This window comes from Mucilaginibacter sp. P4_E8, from assembly GCF_056401495.1.
In genome coordinates this window covers 32,454-53,386 of record NZ_JBFUJG010000033.1, presented here as the reverse complement: position 1 = coordinate 53,386, position 20,933 = coordinate 32,454, and the positions used below count along the sequence as shown (strand labels likewise).

General features: G+C 40.7%; 17 protein-coding genes and 1 pseudogene. 4 read left to right on the top strand and 14 right to left on the bottom strand.

Annotated features, from left to right (window positions below; genetic code table 11):
* Window positions 1-576: pseudogene (locus AC1DRQ_RS14550) on the top strand (hypothetical protein); the annotation flags it as partial.
* A 175-nt stretch (window positions 577-751) separates the two neighbouring features.
* Here the strand turns inward: AC1DRQ_RS14550 and AC1DRQ_RS14545 are convergent.
* From AC1DRQ_RS14545 to purH, 11 genes are all read right to left on the bottom strand, one after another.
* Window positions 752-2,863 (bottom strand): peptidase domain-containing ABC transporter, encoded by a 2,112-nt coding sequence (locus AC1DRQ_RS14545; RefSeq protein WP_477425430.1) that lies wholly within the window; start codon window positions 2,861-2,863, stop codon window positions 752-754.
* A gap of 4 nt (window positions 2,864-2,867) precedes the next feature.
* Window positions 2,868-4,037: an HlyD family secretion protein gene (locus AC1DRQ_RS14540; protein WP_477425429.1), complete on the bottom strand. Its 1,170-nt coding sequence runs from the start codon at window positions 4,035-4,037 to the stop codon at window positions 2,868-2,870.
* Between the two features lie 65 nt (window positions 4,038-4,102).
* Entirely contained in the window at window positions 4,103-4,276 is a 174-nt protein-coding gene (locus AC1DRQ_RS14535) for a hypothetical protein (RefSeq protein WP_429400468.1), read from the bottom strand.
* 154 nt (window positions 4,277-4,430) lie between these two features.
* Window positions 4,431-4,628, bottom strand: coding sequence for a hypothetical protein (locus AC1DRQ_RS14530; RefSeq protein WP_429400467.1), 198 nt, complete (start codon window positions 4,626-4,628; stop codon window positions 4,431-4,433).
* 187 nt (window positions 4,629-4,815) lie between these two features.
* On the bottom strand, window positions 4,816-5,019 hold the full coding sequence (locus AC1DRQ_RS14525; RefSeq protein ID WP_429400466.1) for a hypothetical protein: 204 nt from the start codon (window positions 5,017-5,019) through the stop codon (window positions 4,816-4,818).
* An 823-nt stretch (window positions 5,020-5,842) separates the two neighbouring features.
* Complete coding sequence (gene rodA / locus AC1DRQ_RS14520; protein WP_477425428.1) at window positions 5,843-7,105, bottom strand: rod shape-determining protein RodA; 1,263 nt, start codon at window positions 7,103-7,105, stop codon at window positions 5,843-5,845.
* Between the two features lies 1 nt (window position 7,106).
* Window positions 7,107-9,104, bottom strand: a complete 1,998-nt coding sequence (gene mrdA, locus AC1DRQ_RS14515) for a penicillin-binding protein 2 (protein WP_477425427.1) — start codon at window positions 9,102-9,104, stop codon at window positions 7,107-7,109.
* Window positions 9,101-9,619, bottom strand: a complete 519-nt coding sequence (locus AC1DRQ_RS14510) for a rod shape-determining protein MreD (RefSeq protein WP_429400463.1) — start codon at window positions 9,617-9,619, stop codon at window positions 9,101-9,103. Before AC1DRQ_RS14510 ends, mrdA begins: the two co-directional genes overlap by 4 nt.
* Window positions 9,612-10,445, bottom strand: coding sequence for a rod shape-determining protein MreC (gene mreC, locus AC1DRQ_RS14505; RefSeq protein WP_477425426.1), 834 nt, complete (start codon window positions 10,443-10,445; stop codon window positions 9,612-9,614). Before mreC ends, AC1DRQ_RS14510 begins: the two co-directional genes overlap by 8 nt.
* Window positions 10,446-10,539: 94 nt before the next feature.
* Window positions 10,540-11,562, bottom strand: coding sequence for a rod shape-determining protein (locus AC1DRQ_RS14500; protein WP_090651245.1), 1,023 nt, complete (start codon window positions 11,560-11,562; stop codon window positions 10,540-10,542).
* A 250-nt stretch (window positions 11,563-11,812) separates the two neighbouring features.
* The gene (gene purH / locus AC1DRQ_RS14495) at window positions 11,813-13,339 is read right to left on the bottom strand and encodes a bifunctional phosphoribosylaminoimidazolecarboxamide formyltransferase/IMP cyclohydrolase (RefSeq protein WP_477425425.1); all 1,527 of its coding nucleotides are present in this window, start codon (window positions 13,337-13,339) and stop codon (window positions 11,813-11,815) included.
* Between the two features lie 219 nt (window positions 13,340-13,558).
* Between purH and fabG the strand changes: the two genes are divergently transcribed.
* The 3 genes from fabG (at window position 13,559) to AC1DRQ_RS14480 (ending at window position 17,208) form a co-directional block, all read left to right on the top strand.
* Window positions 13,559-14,302: a 3-oxoacyl-[acyl-carrier-protein] reductase gene (gene fabG, locus AC1DRQ_RS14490; protein ID WP_477425424.1), complete on the top strand. Its 744-nt coding sequence runs from the start codon at window positions 13,559-13,561 to the stop codon at window positions 14,300-14,302.
* 273 nt (window positions 14,303-14,575) lie between these two features.
* Window positions 14,576-16,657 carry a hypothetical protein gene (locus AC1DRQ_RS14485; RefSeq protein WP_477425423.1) on the top strand — a complete coding sequence of 694 codons (2,082 nt, stop codon included), beginning with the start codon at window positions 14,576-14,578 and terminating at the stop codon, window positions 16,655-16,657.
* A gap of 125 nt (window positions 16,658-16,782) precedes the next feature.
* Window positions 16,783-17,208, top strand: coding sequence for an endonuclease domain-containing protein (locus AC1DRQ_RS14480; protein ID WP_477425422.1), 426 nt, complete (start codon window positions 16,783-16,785; stop codon window positions 17,206-17,208).
* Between the two features lie 172 nt (window positions 17,209-17,380).
* Here the strand turns inward: AC1DRQ_RS14480 and AC1DRQ_RS14475 are convergent, their stop codons facing one another.
* The 3 genes from AC1DRQ_RS14475 to AC1DRQ_RS14465 all read right to left on the bottom strand — a co-directional run bounded on the left by AC1DRQ_RS14475 (window position 17,381) and on the right by AC1DRQ_RS14465 (window position 20,810).
* A complete protein-coding gene (locus AC1DRQ_RS14475; RefSeq protein ID WP_429400550.1) occupies window positions 17,381-17,680 on the bottom strand; it encodes an FtsB family cell division protein in 300 nt (99 codons plus the stop codon).
* Between the two features lie 173 nt (window positions 17,681-17,853).
* Window positions 17,854-19,209 carry a glycosyltransferase gene (locus tag AC1DRQ_RS14470; RefSeq protein ID WP_477425421.1) on the bottom strand — a complete coding sequence of 452 codons (1,356 nt, stop codon included), beginning with the start codon at window positions 19,207-19,209 and terminating at the stop codon, window positions 17,854-17,856.
* A 248-nt stretch (window positions 19,210-19,457) separates the two neighbouring features.
* Window positions 19,458-20,810: a DEAD/DEAH box helicase gene (locus AC1DRQ_RS14465; protein WP_429400456.1), complete on the bottom strand. Its 1,353-nt coding sequence runs from the start codon at window positions 20,808-20,810 to the stop codon at window positions 19,458-19,460.
* Between the last annotated feature and the right edge of the window lie 123 nt (window positions 20,811-20,933).

The window sequence follows — 20,933 nt, the reverse complement described above, 5'->3', positions numbered from 1 at the left end:
GCTGAAAGCAATGGCGATTCATATTCGTTTGAACGGCGTGAACCCGAACCGGTAAAAGAGGAACTGGAAATTGATGAAGTGCAGGATTGGGAGGACGAAGTAGATCATTTTGAGCAGGAAGAATTAATTGAACAGGTGCAGCCTGCAGCAACTGAAACAGAGCCTGCTGAAAATCATTCAGTTAACCATGACACGCCAGAGCCGGTTGCAGGTCAAACTGATGGCAATAATGCTAAAGCTGATAACGAGGATAGAGTGCTTACAATTAACCAAAAGATCTCGGCACTAAAGGCCGAAAAAGAAAAAAGCGCATCACTGCAAGCAAATATACTACCTATTACCGACCTTAAATCGGCTATAAACCTGAACGACAAATTATTGTATATAAAAGATCTTTTTAATGGCTACAGCCTGGCCTATAGTGAGGCCATTGAAATTGTGAACCGCTTTAACTCATTTGAAGAGGCCGAACGTTTTTTGAAAACTAATTACTTAGTAAAAAACAATTGGGAAAGTAAACCCGCAACAGTGGAAAAATTTTATGCTTTGCTGAAGCGGAGATATCCGAGTAGCTAAAGGCTAAAGKCTAAAACAACAAAAGCGGGCTTCATGCCCGCTTTTGTTGTTTTAATAAAAATGCGTCATTGCGAGGAACGAAGCAATCTCTATGCTATACAGAGCCCCTCTGCAAATCGGGGATTGCTTCGTTCCTCGCAATGACGCGGTTATTTATTATGCTGTATTTCTTAAATTAGCTCAAACTGTATTTCAACATTTTGTGGCTGCCTTGCTCCACAACCACGCCTTTATCAAGCACAATGATCTTGTCTGCATGGTTCAGGGTGCTTGAGCGGTGTGTAATCACGATCACGGTTTTGCGATCTGCTTTTAACATTTCGATCATCCTTTGTACGTATTTCTCAGATACCGAATCAAGTGATGAGGTTGCTTCATCAAGAATAAGTATCTCAGGATTGCGGTACAGGGCTCTGGCTATTGCTATACGTTGCCTTTGCCCACCCGATAATGAGGTTCCATTCTCGCCCAGGTAAGTTTGAAACCCTTTTGGTAACGCCTCTATAAAACCCATTATTCCCAGTTGCGAGGCTATGTCAATAATCTTTTGCATATCTGGCTCATCATCACCAACCGCTATATTATCAATAACATTGCCTGCAAACAGATCAATTTGTTGTGGTACAACCGATATTACCTGTCGCAACGACGAGTTCCTGATATATTTTAAATCATACTCCCCAATACGGACATTTCCTTTTTGTATCGGATAAATATTCTGGAGTATTGACATTAGGGTTGATTTGCCAGAACCGCTTTCGCCTACTATCGCCGTAAATTTGCCTTTCGGTATAATTAAGTTCAGATCCTCAAAAACAACAACCCTTGTTCCATACCTGAACGAAACGTTTTCAAAATGGATATCGCCTATTTTATCCGGACTAAGTTCAATTTGGTTTTCATCATTTTCACGCTCCAGATCCATAATTTCAAATAGCCTGTCGGCCGCAATTACCGCGTCCTGTACCGTTCTATTCATCCCGATCAATGAAGAAACCGGACCTGTAAAATAACCTATCAGGGTATAAAATGATAATAACTCGCCGGGGGTAATGGTATTATCCATAACAAAACCCGCCCCCACCCAAAGCAAAACAATAGTTAATAACCGGGAGATCAACTCTGACGAAGTTCCCGAAAAAACCGAATTCATATTTGACTGAAATCCGGTTTTCAATAGTTTTACAAACCTGACTTCGGTTTTCTCATTAGTATGATCTTCCAGACCAAAGCGTTTTATAGTACCTACCGCGTTTAAACTCTCCACCAATTGCGTTTCCAATTCGGCAGAGTCTTCCATTAGCTTCCGTTGCGCCTTTTTATTGAGTTTATCCGTTATAAAATAAATAGCTAAGTACAGCGGGATAACTGTTAACATGATGAGGGCCAGTTTCCAGTAATAGGTAAACATCATGATAAAAGAGAAAACCACGATGAATATGTTTACCAAAAAGTTAATACTTACATCATTCAAAAACGTTCTGATTTTTACGGCATCATTTATTCTTGAAATGATCTCGCCAACGCGCATTGTATCAAAAAACTGCTGCGGCAATCTTAACAAATGTTTGTAATATCCCAATATAAGCTGGGAATCAATCATTTGCCCGGTTTTTAAAGTAAATATGTTTTTTGCTGTGCCTATAAAAAGCTGCACCCCAAGAATAATGATCATGGCCACCCCCATCAGGTTAAGCAGGTTGTGATTGCCATCAACCAATATAAAGTCGACCAGTTTTTGTACAAATACAGAGGTCGACAAACCTAAAATGGTATATATAACCGCGCCAAACAGCGCCTGGATCAAAATACTTTTATGCGGCTTTACTAAGCTCCAGAAACGTCCCTGTATGGATTTTTTTTCGTTACCGGTTTGAAAATCCTCTGAGGGCAGCAATAATACCAACGTGCCGCTCCATTCTTTCTTAAATTCATCATGTGTTTTATGGTGTATTTGCCCGTCAAAGGGGTCCATAACCTCAATGAATTTGTTTGTGACTTTGTAAATCACTACATAGTGCTGCAAAATATCTTTAACAACTAAATGAGCAACCGCGGGTAAGGGTATTTTAAATAAACTATCAAAGGGCCCTTTTACCCCTTTGGCTTCATAACCTAATTTTTGGGCAGCCTCTACCATGCCCAAAACGTTGGTTCCCTTTTTATCAGTACCTGCAAGCTGCCTGATGCGGGCAACCGCGAGGTCTAATTTATAATGCGATGATATAGAAGCTAAACAAGCCGCGCCGCAATCCGTTATATCCCGTTGTTTTATTTTGATACTCATAGCTTTACTGTCCGCTTATATTGGGATTTACCCAATCATCTACCTTATCATACAATAATTGATATAAACTACGGTTGGTTACCTTAAAACGGGCGGTAAAATTCATACCTTTTTTTAAGTAGCCTTTATAACCGTTTTTTAGCTTCAGGTAATTTTGATCAAGGGTACATTTTACTTTAAATACCGGTTGGTTATTATTTACAATAATGATATCGTCAGAAATGTCGAGTACTTTGCCTAATACCAGGCCCCACTGATTGTAATTAAAAGCATCTATTTGAAACCGTACTTCCTGTCCTTTTTTTATCAACCCGATATCTTCAGGTCTGATATAACAAAAGGCGGTTAAATTAGCATCGGGTGATATTTCTCCAATTTTTTGATTGGCAAAAACATAGGCCCCATTCTGGATACCCGAAATATTTTGAACTGAGCCACTTATTGGCGCTTTCAATATGTATTGTCTTTTCTGTTCGTTTAGTTCTGCTTCCTGTCCGGTTAGCTGCCGAAACTCGTTCCTAAACCCGTTAGCCTCGGTTTGCCATTGTGTTTTATATTTTGCCAGCACCATTAAGTAAGCCGATTGGGCCTGGTCATATTCAAACTTATATTTTTCGTACTCAGATACAGTAAGCACTTTATTTTTATATAGTTCATTATAGCGGTTAAAGGTACTTGCAGCCTGCTTTTTTGCAATCGCGGCATTTTGCAGCTCCTGTGCAAATTGCTGCCATGAGGCATTATACTGGCCGGTTTGCAAATTAGGAGCAGCCGACCCGCGCTGGCTAATCCCAGCTAACAGTTCGTTTATGTCCTGCAAAAACTGCCTTATCTGGCTTTGGCGATTTTCGGCCAAAGCACTTTGTTGTTTTGGCAAAGCCGCATCTATAACTAAAATGGTATCGCCTTGCTTAATTTTTTGATTGTCGGTAAGTTTAAGGCTTATCAGCCTGCCGCTAACAGGAATGGTTAGCTCAGTTTTTTCAATAGACGACTGTAAAAGGCCCGATCCTTTCACACTAATAGGGGTTTTAACAAATGGCAGCGCCACAAAAGTTAACAATATAAACACCACAGTAACCAGGTATATCAATTGCGTTCGCCTGCTGATGCGCGAGCGGTAAACAATAGCGGTTGAGGAAATTGTTTCGGCAGAGTAATTATATAGAGCCATATGTTTTAAATATTAAAATAGCCGTTATCCTGAAATTCAGGATAACGGCTATCTCATAATTTTTCCTATAAGCCTTGAAGTAAATTTACAAGCCCGGTTAATAGGTCTGCAACCAATTTAAAAACTGGATCAAGATTTATATTGATAAGGATATCGCCGAAACCGCCGCCTTCAACATTGGTCATTTCGGTAGTATTCATTTCCTGAACACCAAGGCCTTCTAATTCTAACTTTTTCATGGTAGTGATTTTTTTATTTGTTAATTCCCGTACGCTGTTAAGGCCCTTCAGGATACGCCTTAATTAGCCGGATAATCTGGGTAAGTATTGATAAAACTTGTAAATTAAATAGCCGTTCTCCCTGTTGGGTTAACGGCTATTTAGCATGATTTTATTATAAGTTTTGAACAGCTTTAACAATAACGCCTAATTGTGCGCCAATGAAAGCAAAAGTTTCGCTCAGTGTTTTATTAACTTGAGAAAGAAGCGGGCTAAGATCTAAGCTTAAACCCAATAAACCGCCATTAACATTAGTCATTTCGGTAGTGTTCATTTCCTGAACACCAAGTTCTTTTAATTCTAAATTTTTCATAATAGTATTTTTGTTCATTAAGTCCTTACTCTGTTAAGGCTTTTCAGGATTCGCCTGTTGGCCAGCCATTTATTAATAGCAACACCATAAGTTAAGTACAACCGCAACCGGTTAAATCAGTTATGTTGATTTAGCGTATCTGCAAGAAACATGATCGTGGGAACTGCCTTGGGACTAATTAAATAAATTAGCTTAAAATTACGCCTACAAGCTTATTTAAAGTATAACCAAGGAAATTTACAGTGTTAGTTGCTAAAATGTTAACAGTAGCTCCAACTGTAGATACAGTATTAAAAAGCAGGTCGTTTAATATACCACCACCTTCAACTTTGGTCATTTCGGTAGTGTTCATTTCCTGAACACCAAGTTCTTTCAATTCTAAATTTTTCATAATAGTGATTTTTTGTTCGTTAATTCCCTTACTCTTTTAAAGGCTTTTCAGGATTCGCCTCGGTTCGGCCAAACACTTAAAACAAATATAATATATAACAATATATACTTAAATATCAGGTAATGGTGAGGGTTGGCTTTACGAGGGTTGGGAGATTAAAAACAAAGACCTCTTCTGTATAAAAGTGCCTTTTTAGACTAAAAAAGCACTTTTAATCAATCTTATTCAATTTATTCATTTTAATATCTTGCAATTTTACAGGCAATCTGAGTGAGTATTTAAATGAAAAAATACATGTAATATACATTTTAAAATGACCTTCACTAAACATAATTTATAATTAACACAATTGTTACAAAATCAATATATTAACTAAAAACACAATAAATTAATTAAAAACCACGTTAAAATTAACCAATTGGCAATTATAATTTCCAACAATATTTAATAATAATATTAATCTAACTCAATTTTAATAATATAATCTTATACATATATTGAAATAATTGCAAATAAGTAAGAATGCCTATAAGCACGGAAGTTATACTGGTAATAAATTACCTTATACCAAAGACGGTTGTCGGTCATTTCGTCTTAGTGTTCAGAAGAAATAAATTTCTATAAAAAAGTTGTCATTTCGATGAGCAGGGGTGGGTTGTGCGATAAGGGCGAAGAGAAATCTTATACATAATGCAAAGCTTCAATTGCAAATCGTATAAGATTTCTCCTCGTTCCTCGTCGAAATGACAACCTTTTTATTTCTTCCGAACACTTATGGTCATTTCATGAACTATGCCCTTTAAGCAATAGCAATGTTCATAAACTAAACAATCCCCATGCGGTTGGAGTCGAGCTTGATGAGTATGAATAATAGTATAGTAAAGCTAAGTAAAGACGATCCGCCATAGCTTATAAAGGGCAGTGGGATCCCTATTACAGGTACCAAACCTATGGTCATGCCTATATTAATAACCACGTGAAAAAACAGCACAGATGCCACCCCGTAGCCATATATACGCGAAAATGGGGACCGTTGCCTTTCGGCCAGATAAACCACCCTCAATATCAAAAACAGGAATAAACCTATTACCACTACTGAACCTGCAAAGCCCCACTCCTCGCCTATGGTGCAAAAAATAAAATCGGTACTTTGCTCAGGCACAAAGGCGTATTTGGTTTGTGTGCCGTGCAAATAACCCTTGCCCCATAGCTTACCAGAGCCAATGGCTATTTTTGATTGGTTTACGTTGTACCCCTTACCCCTTAAATCGGTAGTGATACCTAATAGTATATTTATACGCTCGGTTTGGTGAGGTTTTAAAACACTGGTGTAAATAAATTTAACGCAAAAAATAAACGTAATGGAAATAGCCAGGCCAACCAGCATGGTAAAAATAAATTTCCTGTTACGCTTAAATAAAAATATGATAAAAGCAGTTAACGCCGCCATTATCAAAATAATATAAAGCGGATTAAACAACAGGGTCACTATAAAAAGTATTATCAGCAAACCGGTCACTATCAGGAAATATGGCGATAACCCTTCACGATAAAGCACAAAGATAAGGGAGCAAAAAACCAGTGTTGATCCGGTATCAGGCTGCAGCATAATAAGCAGCATTGGGAAACCAATAATAGCTGCCGCGATTAAAAACGACTTTAATTCCGTAACCTTTATATTAACAGAACTTAAGTACCGTGCCAGCAGCAAACAGGTGGCAAACTTGGCAAACTCCGACGGCTGCAGCCTAAAACCCCCACCCATATTTATCCAGGCCTGGTTACCGCCTACGTTACGGCCCACAACCAACACCACAATCAGCAGCAGCACGGTTATTCCATAAAATGCAGGGGCTAGCGCCGTAAGAAACCGGCTCTCCAGTAAGAGTATAATAATGGCTACAACAATTGATACATTAATGTAGATGAACTGTTTACCATAATTGGTAGCAGTGTCAACAATACTGGGATGCTTATCATCAAACACAGCCGCATGAATATTAAACCAGCCTATAACGCACAAGGCCAGGTAAAGGAGCACCGTTAGCCAATCTACATTAAAAAAGAAACTGCGCTGGTTATTCATCTTATTTGCGTGCCTCCCTGCTGGCTAAAAGTTTAACAATGCTAATTGGCTTACCCTGGTTTAATACCGTTTTTATACCTGATGCTTTTTTTATAGAATCGGCCTTCGCTTTTCTTACGCTGTCCCTTCTTTGCTGTTTTTGCAAGTCATGCTGATAAATGCTCAGATCGGGCAGCAGGTTCATGTTCGTAAACCCCTCGGGGCTAATGCCCGATTCTCGTTTAGTTATTTCGCCTCTCAAATATTCTTCTATAATAAAGCTGGCTATAGGGGCAGCAAAATCACCTCCATCACCCGAGTTTTCAACCACTACCGCAATCGCGATCTTTGGATTTTCGCGGGGAGCAAAAGCTACAAACAACGAGTGATTTTTTCCGTGTGGATTTTGTGCTGTACCTGTTTTACCGCACATAATGATACCCGGTATTTTTGATCTCCGGGCTGTGGCATATCCGCCACCACCTTCAACCACATTTTGCATACCTTCAATCACCGGTTCAAAATATTGCGGATCGATCCCTACATTGTTTTTAACGGTATACTCCGACTTAATAATATTTTTATCGCCTATGCCTTTTATTAAATGGGGTTTGTAATAAAAGCCATGATTGGCAATTGTACATTCAATATTTGCAAGTTGCAATGGTGTGGCCTCCAGCTCGCCCTGGCCAATGGCCAATGAAAGTATAGTGCTTGAACGCCAATAGCCGGGCTTATACACATTATCATAATGTAACGCGGTAGGCACGTTACCCCTGCCCTCATTGGGGATATCAACATCAAGCCTGACACCAAAACCAAACTTAGTTACATTGGTACGCCAATCGGTAAATGTAGCGGAGGTATTTTTGGGGCCATGGTAGTTCATTAGTTTTTCAAACACCATGGCAAAATAACCATTACATGAGCCGGCTATAGCACTGCTCAAATTTACCAGTCCGTGCGGGTGGGTACATTTTGGTTTACCATGACCAGGCTGATAACTACCGGGACAAAAGTAAGTTGTTTGAGGGGTGATGATACCCTCCTGCAAAGCAATCAGCGCGCTAAGCGGCTTAAATGACGATCCAGGTGGATAATAAGCCTGAATAGGCCTTATAAAAAATGGCTTGTATGGGTTCTGATACATTTTGGCGGCATTGTTACCGCGCTCGCGGCCCACCATCAGGTTTGGATCATACGTGGGGCTGCTTACATAGCATAATATTTCGCCGGTTGATGGTTCAATGGCCACTATACTGCCTAATTTATTCTGCATCAGCTTTTCGCCAAGCTTTTGTAAACGGATATCAAGTGATGAGGTAAGCCGCTCGCCCGAGCGGGCTACGGTATCAAAGGCGCCATTGGCATAAGATCCTTTGGGTATGCCGCGCGAATCAACCATCATATTCTTTACCCCGCGCTGTCCGCGTAAAACATCTTCGTAGGCCTTTTCAACACCGGTAACGCCTATATAATCACCCGGGCGGTAATAACCTCCTGATCGTTTAATATCGCGGTCCTGCGCTTCACCAATAAAACCTAAAAATTGCGCCGCTACCGAATCGGGATAAGTGCGTACCGTACGGGGCTGCACATAAAACCCGGGAAACTCAAACAACCTTTCCTGGAACGATGCATATAACTGCACCGACAGTTGTTTTTCAAATATCGATTCACGGTTGGGTGAGTACTTTACAGCCTTGGCAAAGCGTTTATCAAAGCCTGCCTTATCAATACCTATTAATTTACAAAAAGCCAGCGTATCAAAAGGTTTTACCTCTTTAGGGTTAACCGTAATATCATATATGGGCTCGTTTTGTACCAGTATTTTGCCATTACGGTCAAGTATAGGGCCGCGGGCCGGGTATAATATAAAATTGCGGATAACATTCCTGCTGGCATACAGCGAATAACGGTCATCAACTATCTGGATATAGTAAAGCCTTGCCAGAAGCGTAAGGGTAATAATAATGAAAATACCGGTTACAACGTAGCGTCGTTCAAAAAACTTATTCATTTACGTTCTTTCCTTCTGAAAAATAGCAGTCCCGAAATCAGCATCAAAAATACTGTAAATAATGAACTCAAAACAACACGGCTTAGTGTGTATTGTAATTCAGAAAAACTAAAAACTTCTAAATTAAGCAGGAAAAAGTGATGAAAAAAGGTAAGTATCAGGGCATAAGTAAAAAACCATCTGAACCCCATAATACTCAATGTAGGTTCGGGTTCATTATCAAACCCATCTTTTTGTACGGTTATGCTTATAAATAGTATCCGTACCAGCGCCAGCACTACACAGGCCGCGGCATGTAAGCCCGGAGTATCATAAAATGCATCAATAGTTAAGCCTAATATAAATGATAATATAAACAATAATATATTGGGCACCTCAAAAGGCAACAGTAAAATAAACAATATATACAGGTATGGAGTGGCCAGGTTATAAAAGGTTATATTTTTCAATAAAAAAACCTGCATAAAAACCAAAACCAAAAACCTGATGGCGTTAACTAAGATGGCCCTACTCATTTTTGTTTTGTACGGCCTCCAGTCCCGTTTGTTCCTGGGCAAACTTATTGTTTACCACGTAAACATATTGCAGCTTACTAAAATCAACAGCAAGTGCTACTTCCACATTAAGCAATAACCCACCACCCTTGGCATGCAGGTTTGTTATTTTACCAAATGGTATACCGGTGGGGAAAAGCGAATATCCCGAAGTAACCACCTGCTCACCCAATTTTGGCTGGGCGTTATTTTGTATATCGATCAATAACCCTTTTGTAGCATCAAGATCGTTACCCCAAACAAATGAGCCAATTTCTTTATTATTAACCAGCATAGCACTAAACCTGGTGTTTTTATGCAGTACGGATTGAATAATGGCCAAATGGTCAGACACGTCTATTACCTGCCCCACTACGCCTGCTCCGCAAATAACCCCCATATCTTTAGCAATACCTTCTTTACTTCCCCTGTTTATGGTAATGTAATTACTGCGCTTGTTAATAGAATTATTGATCACTTTGGCTACAATATAGCTGTATTGTTGTTTGTAAATTGTATCTACCACTTTATGTTTTTCAACCGTATCAACATAGTAAGCTGATTTGAGCTGGCCCCGCAGGTTGGCATTTTCGCGGGCCAGGCTGTCATTTACTTCTTTTAACGACAAATACCCGTAAAGCTGACTAACCTGTGCGTACAAAGTACCGGTAACCTTGTTGGTGGAGATGATAAAAGTGGCTTTTTGAAAAGAATTGTATTTTACATAAATAAACAGGGAGCTCACCTCAAAAATCAGGAATAAAAAAAACGCGTTATACTTAGTGATAAATATCAAGAGGTTACGCATCGGCTTATTTATTGAATTATTGCATTACTGAATTATTGAATGAAGATGATATTAAAATCACTAACTCAATAATTCAGTAATTCAATAATTGTCACTATTGCATTAAAAATTTAAAATTACCTATGTTTTTAAGGGCGGTTCCTGTTCCGCGTACTACGGCGCGAAGCGGGTCTTCGGCTACGTGAACCGGCAGTTTTGTTTTGGCTGCCACACGTTTATCTAAACCACGCAGTAAAGCACCACCACCTGTTAAATAAATACCTGTTTGATAAATATCTGCCGATAGCTCGGGGGGAGTAATTTCCAATGCTTTTAAAATAGCTTCTTCAATCTTCGAAATCGATTTATCAAGGCAATGCGCAATTTCGGTATAAGATACCATGATCTGTTTTGGCACACCGGTCATCAGGTCACGACCCTGAACGGCAAAATCAGCCGGTGGATCTGCCAATTCAGGCAATGCGGCACCTACTTCTATTTTAATTTTTTCGGCAGTACGGTCACCAATCATGATGTTGTGCTGACGGCGGATATATTGTACAATATCAGAGTCGAAGTTATCACCCGCCACGCGGATAGACTGGTCGCAAACAATACCTGATAAGGCGATAACCGCAATTTCGGTTGTACCACCACCAATATCAATGATCATGTTACCCATAGGCTCTTCTACATCAATACCAATACCTACTGCGGCAGCCATTGGCTCATGTATCAGGTAAACTTCTTTAGCGCCCGCGATCTCGGCCGAGTCGCGCACGGCACGTTTCTCCACCTCGGTAATACCCGATGGGATACAGATCACCATGCGTAGCGAAGGGAAGAACCAGCCTTTACCCTGGTTAATCATTTTGATCATACCACGTATCATATGCTCAGCAGCATTAAAGTCGGCAATTACACCATCTTTAAGCGGGCGAACAGTACGGATATTATCATGTGTTTTACCTTCCATTTGCATGGCCTGCCTACCAATGGCGATAACTTTATTGGTAGTTCTGTCGAACGCCACGATAGACGGTTCATCGACAACAACTTTATCATTATGTATGATGAGGGTATTTGCGGTACCTAAATCGATAGCAATTTCTTGTGTAAAAAAGTTAAATAGACCCATTTAATGTTTATTTCGAAATAATCTGCAAAGTTTATAAAAATACGCTTAATAAAACCAGATAGTTGCAATTAAAAGCGTTAAAATATCACATTTATTGTACTGGGCTGTAGTTTTTGAATTGATTTGGGTGATTAAGTAATATCAGGCCGATGGAGTTAAAAAACATTATTACCAAAACTCACTTTATCCCTCGCTTACTAATTTAACACCATCAACAATTCACTCCATCAGCCCAATCAACCTAAAAAAATTAATGTTTAAAATGACGAACACCTGTAGTAACCATCGAAATGTTTTTTTCGTTGCACATGGCTACAGACAGTTTATCATTTATTGATCCGCCGGGTTGCAGTATGGCCGTTATGCCAGCCTCGGCAGCAAGTTCGGCACAATCAGGAAACGGGAAAAAAGCATCAGATGCCATTACCGCGCCTTTAAGATCAAAACCAAAGCTATGGGCTTTTATAACAGCCTGCCTTAAAGAGTCAACCCTTGATGTTTGGCCAACACCGCTGGCCATTAACTGACCATTTTTGGCAAATACAATGGTATTTGATTTGGTGTGCTTTACTACTTTGTTAGCAAAAAACAGGTCATGCAATTCGTGCTCAGTTGGTTGCCTGTTGGTAACCGGGGTCATTTGCGACGGACCTTCAATAACATCATCCTTATCCTGCTCAATAACGCCGTTCAATAATGTTTTGAACTGTTTTGTTGGCAAGGCAACAGGCTGACGAACCAAAATAATACGGTTCTTTTTTTCCTGTAGTATACTTACAGCCTCATCGGTATAAGCAGGCGCTATCAGCACCTCATAAAATATTTTACTGATCTCGGTTGCAGTTTCCGCATCAATCTCGTCGTTAGCGATGATCACCCCACCAAAGGCCGAAACCGGGTCGCAGGCCAGGGCATCTATCCAGGCTTCTTTAATAAAAGAGCGTGAGGCTATACCACAGGCGTTAGTATGTTTTAATATGGCGATGGTTGGTTCGGTAAACTCATCAATAAGGGCAACGGCGGCATCCACATCAACCAGATTGTTGTAAGAAAGTTCTTTTCCATGCAACTTGGTGAACATAGCATCCAGATCGCCGTAGAAAACACCTTTTTGGTGCGGGTTTTCGCCGTAACGTAAGGTTTGGCTGCTTTGTATGCTTTGTTTAAAAACAGGCAGCGGGTCTTCCTGGTTAAAATACTGAAATATGGCGCTATCGTAATGTGATGATATATTGAACGCTTTGTGCGCAAATGAGCGGCGTTGGTTAATAGTAGTAGCGCCATCCTGCGTTTTCAGGATATTTTCAAGTGTTCCGTAATCATTTTTTGAAGCAACGATCACTACATCTTTAAAATTCTTAGCTGCCGCGCGGATCAGGGAAATGCCACCAATATCGATCTTCTCGATCACATCTTCTTCGGCCGCTCCTGACTTTACTGTTTCTTCAAAAGGGTAAAGATCTACAATCACCAGGTCAATTTCAGGGATCTCATATTGTGCCAGTTGCTGTTCATCGCCATCATAGCTCCTGCGGGCCAATATACCACCAAACACTTTGGGGTGCAGCGTTTTAACACGTCCGCCCAGGATAGATGGATATGAAGTAAGGTCTTCCACAGCTATTACATCAACGCCTAAATTGCGGATAAAAGTTTCGGTGCCACCGGTTGAATAGATATTAATACCAAGGCGGTTTAACTCAAGAATGATAGGCTCTAAATTATCTTTATAGTAAACAGAAATTAAAGCGTTTTTTATTTGAACAGACTGGCTCATGTACAGTGATTTTTTGAGCCGCAAAGGTAGTGATATTTAGTTAATTGATTAATTTTTTCTGAAGGAAAATAGTCGATGGTCGATAGCCCATAGTACATGGCTTAAGATTATTCGTTTTCTATTTTCACCATAAAGTATGATCTATGGACTATGGACCATCGACTATGGACTTTCCGACTAATTAACTAACTTCACCGCCCGAAATCATATACTCAATTTATGAAATTATTAGAAGGAAAAACAGCGCTTATCACCGGTGCATCAAAAGGGATAGGCCGTAAAATAGCAGAAAAGTTTGCCGAGCATGGCGCCAATGTGGCTTTCACCTATTTATCATCTGTAGAAAAAGGCCAGGCCCTGGAGCAGGAACTGCAAAGCTTTGGCACCAAAGTAAAAGGCTACCGCTCTGATGCTTCCAAATTTGATGAAGCCGAAAAATTGATCAATGACATTGTAGCCGATTTTGGCACCTTACATATAGTGGTTAACAACGCCGGTATCACCAAAGATGGTTTGCTGATGCGTATGACCGAAGAACAATGGGATTCTGTTTTAGAGGTGAACCTGAAATCAATCTTTAATGTTACCAAGGCAGCCTCCAAGATCATGATGAAGAACCGCAACGGCGTGTTCATCAACATGAGCTCGGTTGTGGGTGTACAGGGTAATGCCGGTCAGGCTAATTACGCGGCTTCAAAGGCTGGTATTATCGGTTTCTCCAAATCAATAGCGAAAGAGCTTGGTTCTCGTAACATACGTACCAACGTAGTTGCCCCGGGCTTTATCAAAACCGAAATGACCGAGGTGCTTGACCCCAAAGTGGTTGAAGGCTGGGAGGCTGGTATCCCGCTTAAACGCGCCGGTCAGCCTGAAGATGTGGCCAACGCCTGCGTTTTCCTGGCATCAGACATGGCTACCTACATTACCGGGCAGGTTATCCCTGTTGATGGCGGGATGTTGTAAAATCCACCATTGTCATCCTGAACTTGTTTCAGGATCTCTCAGGACAAGTCATCAACCTGCTGCAGACTTTGCATGTGGGATGCCGAAACAAGTAGGCACGACTTACCTACTATAAGAAGACTTACGAAGTTTTAAAAACTTCGTAAGTCTCAAACCACACCGCGTCATTGCTCCTGTCCTCTCAATGACGTTTTTTTTATTCCCCTCATTTCACAATAATTTCGCATTTTGCAGGTGAACGTAAAACGTACTGCGTAAAAACTTATAACAAGAATGTTTTCACTAACATGGGGTTCAGTTTCGGGGTGGTGGGTGCCTGTTTGTATTATACTGGGGATACTGTATGCCTGGCTGCTGTACCGGCAACCGGTTAGTCTGGGTAAAAACTTCAGGTTGGGGCTGGCTGCTATCCGCGCTGTTGCGGTGTTTATTATTGCTATGTTATTGGTTTCGCCATTGGTAAAAACGGCGAAGTATTCTCCGCAAAAGCCACTGGTACTAATTGCTCAGGATAATTCATCATCCATCAATACTTTTAAACCTACCGGTTTTAATGCAGCCCAGCTGGTAAACAACCTATCCAAACTAAAACAGGAACTTGGAGATAAGTATGATGTGCAGGAATTTAATTTTAGTAAAGACCTAAGCAATGGCCTTTCTGATCAGTTCAACGGCAAGCAAACCGATATTGCAAACGCTTTGCATCAGCTTAACAACCGCTTTGTAAACCAGAATATTGGCGCTTTGATATTAGCTACCGATGGTTTATACAACCAGGGTAACGACCCGCAATATGAGGCAAAAAACATCAAAACCAGCATTTATACCATTGCCCTGGGCGATACCATTGCCAAACGCGACTTGCTGATAGGTAACGTAAACTATAACAAAACCGCCTTTTTAGGTAATGATTTTGAGATAGAGGTTTTGGCCGCGGCTTATCAAAGCAAAGGCGAAAACATGCGCCTGACTGTTACTGAAGATGGCAAACAGGTTTATACCCAAACCATATCGGTAGCTACCGGTGATTTAAGAAGACTTGTCCCCATTAAGCTAACTGCCGATAAAAAAGGGTTAAGGAAATATAACATCAGTATTGTTCCTATAAAAAATGAGTTGTCAACTCAAAACAATACCGAAACTATTTATGTGGATGTGCTGGATGCGAGGCAAAAAGTTTTAGTGTTGTACCAGAGCGCGCACCCTGATATTACCGTCATTAAGCAGGCTATTGAAACCAATAAGAACTTTGAGGTAAAAACCAGTCTGCTATCTGATATGACCAGCATTAAACTTGCCGATTATAGTCTGATCATATTATATCAAACTCCTGCGGCAAGTTCTGCCGCGGTAAAAAGCTTCATCACCAAAGGCAAAACACCTGTTTGGTATATACTGGGTTCGCAAACCGATCTGCAGGCTTTTAATGCCGAGCAGAATAATGTAAAGATCAGCGCCGGGCGTACAGAATCGCAGGAAGTATTTGCATTGCCCGAGGCTGGCTTTTCGGCTTTTACTTTGTCTGATTCATCCCGCAAAAAAATCGCGATGCTGCCCCCCTTGCTGGCTCCGTTTGGCAACTACGGAACATCAGCCAATACCTCGGTTTTATTAAAACAAAAAATAGGCGCTGTTGCTACTACTTACCCTTTACTGGCTTTTAGTGATGAGGCCGGTAGGCGTACGGCCGTATTAACCGGCGAGGGCCTGTGGCGCTGGCAACTGGCCGAGTACCAGAACTATGGCAACCGTAATGCCACCGACGAACTGCTGAGCCAAACTGTACAGTATTTAACCGCCAATGCCAATCGCCAGCGTTTTAGGGTGTACCCTGCCCGTAATATTTTTGACGAAGGCGAAAATGTAATACTCAACGCCGAACTTTATAATGATGCCCTTGAGCTGATCAACACGCCCGATGTAAAGATCAACCTGAAAAACCAGGCAGGAAAAAACTACAGCTTCCTGTTTACCCGCATCGGTCAAAGTTATCAGTTGGATGCAGGTACCCTACCTGTTGGCGAATACAACTACACTGCAACCACCCAAAACGGCCCGCAGCAATTTAAAGCCAGCGGACAACTTACCGTAAAACCCCTTAACCTGGAAACCAGCCAAAGTGCGGCCAATCATCAATTGCTAAATACTATTGCCAAACAAAGCGACGGTAAAATGTTATACCCCGCGCAGATCAGCCAGCTTGCTGATATGATCCGCAAGAACGACAATATTAAAACCGTGGTTTATGAAGACAAACATTACAGCGATATCATCGATGTAAAATGGCTGTTCGTGTTGATATTATTGTTGCTGAGTGGCGAGTGGTTTTTAAGGAAGCGTGAAGGGGAAGTTTAGGAAGGGTAAGAATCAAGAAATAAGAGACAAGAATCAGGAGGATAATATTTAAGGAAAAGCCTAGGTATGTGCGATTCCCTCCCAACGGGAGGGTGTAGGGAGGGGTTTGATAAAGCAAAATTAAAATGGCCAAAAAGATCATCCCATACAACCCGGCTCTAAAAGCTTTAGCCCGAAAGCTCCGTAAAAACATGACCGATGGAGAACTATTGTTATGGGATGAATTGAAAAACGACAAACTACTTGGTTTTGATTTTGACCGCCAGCGTTTTATTGATAATTATATAGTCGATTTTTATTGCAAAGATTTAATGTTAGCCATTGAAATTGATGGGATGTCGCATAATTATCAAGAAGCTTTTAATAAGGATGAGTTGAGACAGCAGAAATTAGAAAGCTTTGGAATACAGTTTTTGCGTTTTTCAGAATCAGAAATGAAAACAGATATGTTTAATGTGATGAGGACTATTGAGACTACGATTATTGAACTTATAAAAGGTGACCCGGCTATTAAACTACCCGAGGGGTTTGATAAAGATTTGCTTAAATAGCTTATTAGAACAGTTGGCTAAACCCCTCCCTGCACCCTCCCGTTGGGAGGGAATCGCACTTGGGCCAGGCTTTTTCTTAAAAATCTGGTATCACAAAAAAAGCGACAAGTTTTAAACCTATCGCTTTTACAAATATCTTGTTTCCTGATTCTAAAAGTCTTGTCTCTATTCCCTATTTATCCTTTTTAGCAGGTACTATTACAAAAACATCTTCATTATCTTTTTTCATGAGATACTTTTCGCGGGCAAACTTTTCGAGTTTTTGGGGATTCGAGGTTAGTTCGTCAAGCTCCTTGGTAACCTGGTCGGTTTCTTTTTTATAAAAATCACGCTCCTGCTTTAGCTTATTTACCTGCTTGCGATATTCGTATTGAGAGAACAGATCGTTCTTATCAAAAAAAATCATCCACACTAAAAAAGCCATGGTAACCAGAAAGAATTTGTTCTTTAAGAGGTTAATGAGGCGTTTCATTGATATGGGCTCTGTGAATTTCATTTAAAACTATTTAAAAAATTTGAGAGGCACAAATATGCTTATTAACTTATTAACAACGTAGTTTATTGTCAGGAATAATGATTTGGGGTAAAATAACGCTCCCCGGTAACTATGAAAGCTACCGGGTACGCTACTGGGGTATAAACAACCTATCGGTTAACTGCCAGATCTGCCTGGGCTGATGTTGATACTGTTGAATTAGCTAACAACTTATTTATGTACTGGGTACATAATTCTTTTGAGTTATAGCTATTCATTTCGTTATACAGTTTTATAATGTTGTTTTTATACAACCCGTTGGTCATAACTTCTTCTACTGCATTACGAATAGCCTCTGGAGTTGGGGTTTCAGTATTAAGGTTTATACCATAGTTAAGATAGCCAATGCGTGCACATATTTCGCTTTTTCCCTCGTGTACTCCGGCAGCTACCATTGGCAATTGATTGCTTACACTTAGTAATGAGCCGCCGTAGCCACCATTTGTAACGTACACATTAACATAAGGCATTACATCATTAAAAGGAATGTAGTCTTCTATGATAATATTGTTTGCGTTATATTTTTCTTTAAGCTGCTGTGTATTGCTGCCGGCGGTGGTAGCAATAACTAATACATCAGTATCTTTAAAAGCTTCCAGCGTTGGTTCGGTTAATTTGGTAGTATTCTTTTCAACTGTACCCTGTGTTACCAGTATAATTTTTTTGTAATGATTAAGGCGCTCATCAAACCAGCAATTGTGCTCTTTAACTTCGGGCTGATAAGGTAACAAGGCGCCTATAAAACGCACATTATCGCCCATTTCGCGTTGATAATCAAAACCCGGCGAACCTATTTGCAGGTATAAACTTGATTGCTTTACCAACATATTGGTGAACATCGATCTTTCAAACTCAATACCATAATCATTCAAAATGGCCTCATGGATATCAACAGATTTCTTGAACAATAGGTTTAAAGCCTGATCATGCAGCTTGGCATATTCTATACGTGTTGCCTCGTCTTTGGCCGGAGGTAATGCCATGCCAAATGGAGCAAGATCAACCGAGTCCTCTACCAATGGAATAATACCTATTGCTATTACCGGTTTATTCATTTTGGCCCTAACAAAAGGGATCGCGGTAAATGTGCTATCCGCTATCATCATATCAAACGCGAACGTTTCATGAATTTTTAATATATCGGCATAATACTCAGGCGAGCGCTCAATAAAAAAATGAATAAAATCAAAGTTCAGCTTCTCAATCGGATCGGTAATGAGTTGTCTGCCCTTGTAATCACCTACATTATCTCCGTTCAGGTCCAGTGTTTTTTCATAGCCATAATGTGGTATACCTAATTTCTCCAGTTTACCGGCAAAAATATCTGAGGTAAACCATCGCACATCGCAACCCAATTGCTGTAAGTGTTTAGCTAAGCCGGTAAGCGGGTTAAAATGCCCATCGGCGGCGACTGTGGCAAATAAAATTTTCTTTCCTGTTAGTTGTTGCTCAATTTGTTTTTCCATTGTAAAAGTATTTTATGTGCAGCTGTTTTGTTAAAAGCGCCTATGATACAAAGGTGCAGGTACTACACCTGGCATACTATCCCCTAAAGTGTGGAACCTGCCCCCAGATATGGGGGATAACTGTTGTATACGCTACTGTCAATGGAACCGGGGGCAGCGCGTTTAAGTAAACAAAGAAAAACCTGTAAACACAAAAACAGCCTCAAATGAGGCTGTTTTTGTGTTTATGTAATAAGTAAAACCTACAATTAATGTCTGTTTCCGCCTGATGAACGGCTGGCTCCGCTTAGGCCGCTGTTGCCACCTGTTCTGTTACCACCTGCACGGCTGTTACCACCGCCTGAACGGTTGCCACTGCCACCCTGACGCCTGTTACCGCCGCTCCTGCCTGATGATGAACCATTGCGCAGACTTGCATTAGCACTGCCTTTTTTGGCTCCCATACCGGCTGCTATAGCAACCGGACTAAGTGGATATGGATGCGCTTCTTCAATAGGGATCTCTTTGGCTATCAGTTTGTGGATATCCTTTAAAAATTCTATCTCTTCCTCGTCGCAAAAAGAAAGCGCTATACCGCTTGCGCCTGCACGGCCTGTACGACCGATACGGTGTACGTAGGTTTCAGGAATGTTAGGTATTTCGTAATTAATAACGTGGGTAAGCTCATCAATATCAATACCACGGGCGGCAATATCGGTAGCTATCAGCACACGTGTGGTACGATTTTTAAAATTGGTTAAAGCCCGCTGGCGTGCGTTTTGCGATTTGTTACCGTGGATAGCTTCGGCAGTTATGCCTACGCGTACCAGGTCTTTCACCACTTTATCGGCGCCATGCTTGGTACGTGTAAATACCAGCGCGGTTTTAATGTTCTTATCTTTTAATATATGGATCAGTAATGATTTTTTATCGTTTTTATCAACGTAAAACAACGATTGCTGTATAGTATCGGCAGTTGATGATACCGGGGTAACCTCAATCTTTTCGGGATTGGTTAATATGCTATCTGCCAGCGACTGGATCTCTTTAGGCATAGTGGCCGAAAAGAAAAGTGTTTGCCTTTTTACAGGTACTTTTGCAATTACTTTTTTAACATCGTGTACAAAGCCCATATCCAGCATACGGTCGGCCTCGTCCAGTACCAGCATTTTAACGTGCTCCAGGTGTACAAAGCGCTGGTTCATCAAATCAAGCAAACGACCTGGTGTTGCTATCAAAATATCCACCCCACGCCTTAAAGCGTCAACCTGCGGATTTTGTGATACACCACCAAAAATAACCAGATTTTTTAAACCGGTATGTTTACCATAATTGGTAAAGCTTTCGGCAATTTGTATGGCCAGTTCACGTGTTGGTGTTAATATTAACGCTTTGATGGTTTTTTGCTCTTTATGAGCCATCCTGTCCTGATACAATAATTGTAAAATAGGCAGCGCGAAGGCAGCGGTTTTACCGGTACCAGTTTGTGCGCAACCCAGCAGATCCTGGTGTTGTAATATGATAGGGATGGCTTGCGCCTGTATTGGTGTAGGTGTTGTATATCCCTCAGTTTTTAAGGCCTTGAGTAAGGGCTCAATTAATTTTAAATTTTCGAATGACATGTAATGATTGTAATGTGTATTGTGCTATCGCCAAAGCATAAGCGGATCTGAAGAGTTTCGGTGATCAAAACCGTAGGCGAACTTGTATTTTTTCTGCAAAGATACTGTTTTTATTATTAACAA